The following is a 5,999-nucleotide window of genomic DNA, read 5'->3' as shown; positions in this document are numbered from 1 at the left end:
CACGGAGGACCGAGTTCCTGCCCGATAAGGGCTCAGACCCGTCAGCTAAACGTTATCGGTCTCCACGCCTTGGTCAGGTGTAACGAAGGAATGTGAGGGCATAGACCCGTAGAGTCTTGGGATGGTGAACCCCCAAGGAAATTGTGGAGTATGCGTGCAGAAGAATAACACTTGGAGAAATGTTCCAACGCTTCTTCTGTTCCCGCATGCCCAAAATCGAAACAACGGTGTCTAATGATGTCTAATGAGCTTGCTATTCGAACGGCAACTGTATTCCAAGGCGACGAAATCCTGCGAATGAGTGAGAATATGTGAGATAAACCCTTAAAACCGAGGGACGGGCAGGATTGTTGAATATTATTCGCGGTGAACCGTATCATAAGTAACGACAAGTTTTATAGGTTGAAACGCGCAGGAGCCTGTTAAAACGTGGTTGTGCGGCATGAGTTTTGTGCAGAAGGGGCTAACTCAAAAATGATCAAAAGCAACAAGGATAACCCTAAAAAAGACATGGATACATAATATGTTATAAAAAAATTGAACATAAGTCTATTACTTTTTTTGAATAAATTGTATTGTATTAATGCGGCCGCAACGCAGTAAGAATTGGGATGATGGGAGAAGATCTATATGATTACACTCAGAAAGATCACACTGGAAAACCGGCGTACCATGTTTAATTTAGAAGTTTCGGAAGATCAACGGAGCTTTGTTGCGTCCAACCTGTCAAGCGTAGCTTCGTGTTATGTTCTTGCAACCAATGGGGGACGTCCATTTCCATTTGTCATTTACGCTGATGAGCAGCCGGTCGGTTTTGTTATGTTGGCTTATGGAATTACAGGTTACGAAGAACCATCAATCGCAGAAGACAACTATTGTATCATGCGACTGATGATTGACAAGCAATACCAGAACAAGGGTTATGGTCGGGAGGCTATGAAAAAGATTTTGGAATTTATTCGTACCTATCCAGCAGGGCCAGCACATTATTGTTGGATTCCTTATAAACTTGAAAACATCGCTGCCAAAAAACTTTATGAAAGCTTTGGATTCCGTGACAACGGTGAAGTTTTTAACGACGAGTCAATAACTGTGTTGGAACTCTGATTTGCTAAGATTTTTAAAGGGGGTCGTCGTCAATAAATTGACGGCTTTTTTTTGTGCGAATGGCGGCGAACGATATATGTTCTTGTCATCCGACAATATGTTGAGTGTCAAGAATATAGACCGATAAACATCCGCAGAAACTGCGGCTTTTTTATTTTATCGGAACAAATTCTTGTCATCGATGAATGACAAGAATTTGTTCCGATTGCCGAATGAGGCCAAGAATATGTACCGATTACCGATTCTTTGTAAGAAATTGGTCGAATAACATGCAACATGTTGTTTTATAAAAGACGGGAGTAATGGTGTTCATTTCATGAAATTATCAATAAAAGGAAATTCTACGAAGTTCACGAATACATACATAGCACAATATTTTGTGAATTTCGCAAAAAAGACGTTAGATGAAAGATACGCAAGGCTATAAAACCTTATAAACAACATGGAGGTTAACTCATGGAGAATATTGAAAAGTTCATTGGTAGTTGGACTAATCATTCCGGACATATTTTAAAGATATACAAAATCAATCATATAGAAGTGCGAGTAGACTTTTACCCGCATTTAGGTTGTGAACCTATAAATCGAGAATTATTAGGAAGAAGAGCTTTATCGGTAAATATGAAGGCCATTTTACAAGAACAAGGACTTCAAATTGAATTAGGAGAAGAAGGACTAGGACCAACACTAGAACTGGCAGTAACTATGATTAACAACAAGGACTATTTAGAACCGCAGGTCGTTATGGGATTATATGATGATTATGAAGATGATTTTGGTGTTCCATGGATATTACCGTTATCTTACTTTGAAAAATTAGAAAATGAATAAAACATCTAAACAAAATTATAAAGGGATTTAATTCCAAGTAATTCGAAGAAGGCGTATCCATCATCTAACACCATATTCACACTGGGGCTGATGCCCCTTGGTCTGCCCGAGGCATTTCGAGGAAGTAGAATCGACCCAGTCGCATTCGCTCCTTTAAGCCTCTCGGGTTCGTGAATACAACAACGTTAAGTGAAATCCCCGCTAAATCAACATTGATTGGAGTGCTCTAGATGCAAACTCAACTATATTTTTGGAAACCATTAATTGAAAGACATCAAGAAGAATTATCAATAGTTTTAGATTACTATAATAAAACCAAAAGTTACTTTAACAATATAGAAGAAGAGTCCAAGGAATATGGTGAAAAACTATTCCGAGAATATCCAGGAAATGAAGATACTGATACTGCGTCGGTGGCAGAGTGGGCACAAGAGGAAAGCGTTGAAATGTATCTTACGTTATTGACTATGAAGTCCAATCACTTATTAATGACAATTTCACTCTTATATCATACTTGGGAACAACAATTAATTCGTTTTACAATCAATGAATTGAGCCATGAGCTTTCCTTTATTAAGAAGGCATTGGAGTTCAAAGATGTTCAAACAATATTTAGGTTGCACGGGATAAATATCTCGGACAAAGTTTCTTGGACAAAAATACGAGAACTAAAATTTCTTACAAATACAATTAAGCATGGTGATGGAGATTCTGCGGATAAGCTAAGAAAGATAAGACCAGACTTCTTCCGTAGGGATCCAGTAGATGATTCTTTTGATACTTTGGAATTACATGGAGCAGTTTTGCTAAATGGATACACATTAAGAGTGACAGAAAGTGATCTTGAAGCTTATTTATCTGCTGTTATTTCATTTTGGGATGAGATGCCAGAAAGAGCATATTGTGATGTCGATACATTATTAAGTCGGGCAGAAAAATAATTGAATAGTTGATCCTTCGAAGGCGGGGACATCACTTAACACCATATTCACGCTTCGGGGCATTCGCCTCTCGGGTTCGTGAATACACAGAACGTTAGCTGAAATCTTCGAAAAACATTAAGGAGATTTTAAATGAAATTACTCTTCCGAGAAACAAATCTTATCTTATATAAGAAATTTAATAATACAGTAACAACCAAAGATTACTTGAAATGGGCAAATACTTTAGCGGAATCGGATGTTGAATCGGACACTTTATATATGATCCTATCAATGAGTACTAATGAGAGTCTTTTTGTGTTTGAAGAGTATTACGATAAAGCATTATATGAACTAGGAATTAGTATTCCAGGATTTGAAGAATGTGCTAGAACATATCTGTATTTCCTCTGTAAGGAAATTATTAATGGTACAAGAAACAATTTTGACATTGTTAGGGATATATTTAGAGTAATTGTAGAACTGAATCACCCAGTAGATCTGTCAATTTGGATGAATCTCGATGAAGATATTGATCGAATAATTTATGATGATAAGTACTATAAACCCAATGAAACAGAGGTAAGGGATCAAATCTTAGTAGAAGCAAAGAAATTTATAGCATTTCAAGAAGCCGAGGACATCAGCTAACACCGTATTCACGCTGCGGTCGCTACGCTCCCTTGGTCTGCAGAGGAATTTCGAGGAAGTTAATCAGCAGACAACCTCTGCGAACCTAACCGCGTCGCGGCCGGCACTACGTGCCTTAAGGTTCTCGGGTTCGTGAATACAACAACGTTCCTATCGGCATTAAGGTGGTGAGGGTTCGTGAATACAACAACGTTATAAACCCTGAAACCAAATAGGCGATATTGATGGAGTGTAACCACTCCAAAATGAAAAATCATTATGAATTGTGGAGGAACGTGACCCGTGATTGATAAAATGCTTGAAATGGAGCTATATAAATATAATGTTTATGATGCATGGCAATTTGTATTAAACACCTCAAAAGCTATTGATACAGCGGAGTTTTGTAAGAGTGTTATATTTGATCTAATTAATAAAATGTCTAGTGAGCATGATGAATGGAAGGATAATTTGTTTAATAATTTAATGAATCAGGAGAATGATTTTAAAGAGGTTTCAATTACTACAAAAAATCTTCCGAATTATAAAATACAAGTTTCTGATATAGAAGTACCGGTTGTGTTTCTATTGAACAAGTTAACAAAAGACTTTTTTCAATATATTAGAAATTCATTTGACTCAATGTCCCAAATTTCCAATACAGCTTTATTAGCCAACAAGGCAAAAAAGATTGACAGTGTCGATTTTCCAAAGATGAAGGGTGTTTTTGATCAACAAACATATGCACAAGATTTTCCGGATATGTCTTTATGGTACGAAACCATTAGTTCATCTTCTGAATTTATTTACATAGATGCATTTAATAATCGTTCAAAGCACACATATGATGTTTACCTTAAAGTTTCTATGGAATTTCTAGGATCCAATAATATTACTGAAATAAATCCATTTTTAAGGAAAGATGTACAACATGGTAAGCAGGATATTATTACTTATCTAAATTCAATATATGAATTTACTAGAAATTCTTTTAAAGACTTTGTTAGGACATTGAAAAGCGAGTACGTAAAAGAAAAGTATATTGCAAATAGAATACACAAATTAAAAGCAAAACAGCAAAAAATGCTGGATTCTCCCGATAGTAATTATTCAGTGATTTATATTGAATCACAAGAAAAATATGAAGAGTTGCCTGATGAAATTCGAGTGCTTCTCTTAAATAAAATTGATGATGAGATTTTATGTAAGAATTGTGAAATAGAAACGATCTTGGTAAGTGATAAAGAAGACAGCTATCTTGCAAGATATATAGCAGATGATTCTTATGGTGATGATACTTTACTAAAATATCGTAGGTACAAGAAGGATAACTTGACAGGTCAAATAGTATTTTTTGAAGAAATCAGCAAGTGGAAGAATAACGCCACTTTTTATAAAACTAATCCTTATATAGATATTAAAGCAGTGAGCGATGACAAATTCTTTTTGAGTAGAATTCAACTACCTTTCTAACAAAACATTTAGATTTAATAAACTTTATTAAGCAGATATAGAAATACTGAAAGTATATTCAGTGAAGACATGGACAGCGTATAACAACATATTCAGCATTTACGCAAAAACATAGAAGGGTATGTCTATGATGCTGATCTATCCAGAAGCGAGTGTTTGAAAGTGATTGTGGATAGTACGTGCCTATCCGAGTCTCCTAAAGGAATATGTAATTGATAGTTGAACAAAACAAAGAATAATTATGCCGCGGTAGTTGAGGGCCATTTAGAGACATATTTTTAACGAAATACGAATAATTTAAGCTTTTTCATAATCAAAGTATAAGTACCCACAGATGATGTTAATATTTTGTTTTCCATAATAACCAAAAAAGGGCAGTAAAATAAAGCCAGTGAAGCGGAATCTCCGTTACACTGGCTTTATTAATTAAAGGCAAGTAAAGAGTTTTGTGTTTCTTTTTATTAACCCCAATATTTCCAATGAAAGATGAGAAGGAGTTTAAGATTTATAGGTGACTTTATTAAGGCCCCTTAAGAAAAGTTCATCTTTGCATCGAGATGTCCAAACTTTTTTTAACTTTTCCCAATATTTAAATGATACTTGTTTAGAAAGCTCTCTACAAACTACAAATGAAAGGGTTTCAGCGAAATCAGTCCATTTTTCATTGTAAGTAACCTCGGTTCGCGCTGAATTTAAATCGATATCTCGATTACCATTAATATCAATGAATATTTCGGTGCGGCAGAGCCGCTGGGTTAATGAGTGAGAGCCACGTTGTTAATGAAATAGAGCCGCCCTCTCAGAGGTGAGAGCCACCGCGAATAGATGGCTCTCGTTAGCAATGCTGGACTTAAATCAACTGTGCTTTTCGCTTTCTCATCGAATCTTCGCCGTCGATGAGCATGTGATAGGAATTATGAACGATACGGTCTAAGATGGCGTCCGCCATGGTGTGTTCTCCAATTTTATCGTGCCATCCTTCGGGAGCAAATTGAGAGATGAAAATCGTTGAGGCATTCTGATGCCGAGCCTCAATGA

At 36.2% G+C, this 5,999-nt stretch carries 6 protein-coding genes; 5 read left to right on the top strand and 1 reads right to left on the bottom strand.

Going from position 1 to position 5,999, the window contains the following annotated elements:
* Positions 1–630: 630 nt before the first annotated feature.
* The 5 genes from G519_RS0137595 to G519_RS0137575 all read left to right on the top strand — a co-directional run bounded on the left by G519_RS0137595 (position 631) and on the right by G519_RS0137575 (position 4,961).
* The gene (locus G519_RS0137595) at positions 631–1,107 is read left to right on the top strand and encodes a GNAT family N-acetyltransferase (protein WP_029198926.1); all 477 of its coding nucleotides are present in this window, start codon (positions 631–633) and stop codon (positions 1,105–1,107) included.
* A gap of 456 nt (positions 1,108–1,563) precedes the next feature.
* Positions 1,564–1,938 carry a hypothetical protein gene (locus tag G519_RS0137590; protein WP_029198925.1) on the top strand — a complete coding sequence of 125 codons (375 nt, stop codon included), beginning with the start codon at positions 1,564–1,566 and terminating at the stop codon, positions 1,936–1,938.
* Between the two features lie 230 nt (positions 1,939–2,168).
* Positions 2,169–2,879 (top strand): hypothetical protein, encoded by a 711-nt coding sequence (locus tag G519_RS0137585; RefSeq protein WP_029198924.1) that lies wholly within the window; start codon positions 2,169–2,171, stop codon positions 2,877–2,879.
* Positions 2,880–3,011: 132 nt separating this feature from the next.
* Positions 3,012–3,509, top strand: a complete 498-nt coding sequence (locus tag G519_RS0137580; protein ID WP_029198923.1) for a hypothetical protein — start codon at positions 3,012–3,014, stop codon at positions 3,507–3,509.
* A gap of 282 nt (positions 3,510–3,791) precedes the next feature.
* Positions 3,792–4,961 (top strand): hypothetical protein, encoded by a 1,170-nt coding sequence (locus G519_RS0137575; RefSeq protein ID WP_029198922.1) that lies wholly within the window; start codon positions 3,792–3,794, stop codon positions 4,959–4,961.
* 850 nt (positions 4,962–5,811) lie between these two features.
* On the opposite strand, the gene G519_RS46585 is transcribed toward G519_RS0137575, so the two are convergent.
* Positions 5,812–5,999, bottom strand: a 188-nt coding sequence (locus tag G519_RS46585) for an ATP-binding protein (RefSeq protein ID WP_036635432.1), incomplete at its 5' end; no start/stop codon positions are given.

The organism is Paenibacillus alginolyticus DSM 5050 = NBRC 15375, from assembly GCF_000422905.1.
Lineage (GTDB): Bacteria > Bacillota > Bacilli > Paenibacillales > NBRC-103111 > Paenibacillus_E > Paenibacillus_E alginolyticus.
The sequence above is the reverse complement of the archived record's forward strand: the minus strand, read 5'-3'. Positions and strand labels throughout refer to the sequence as shown.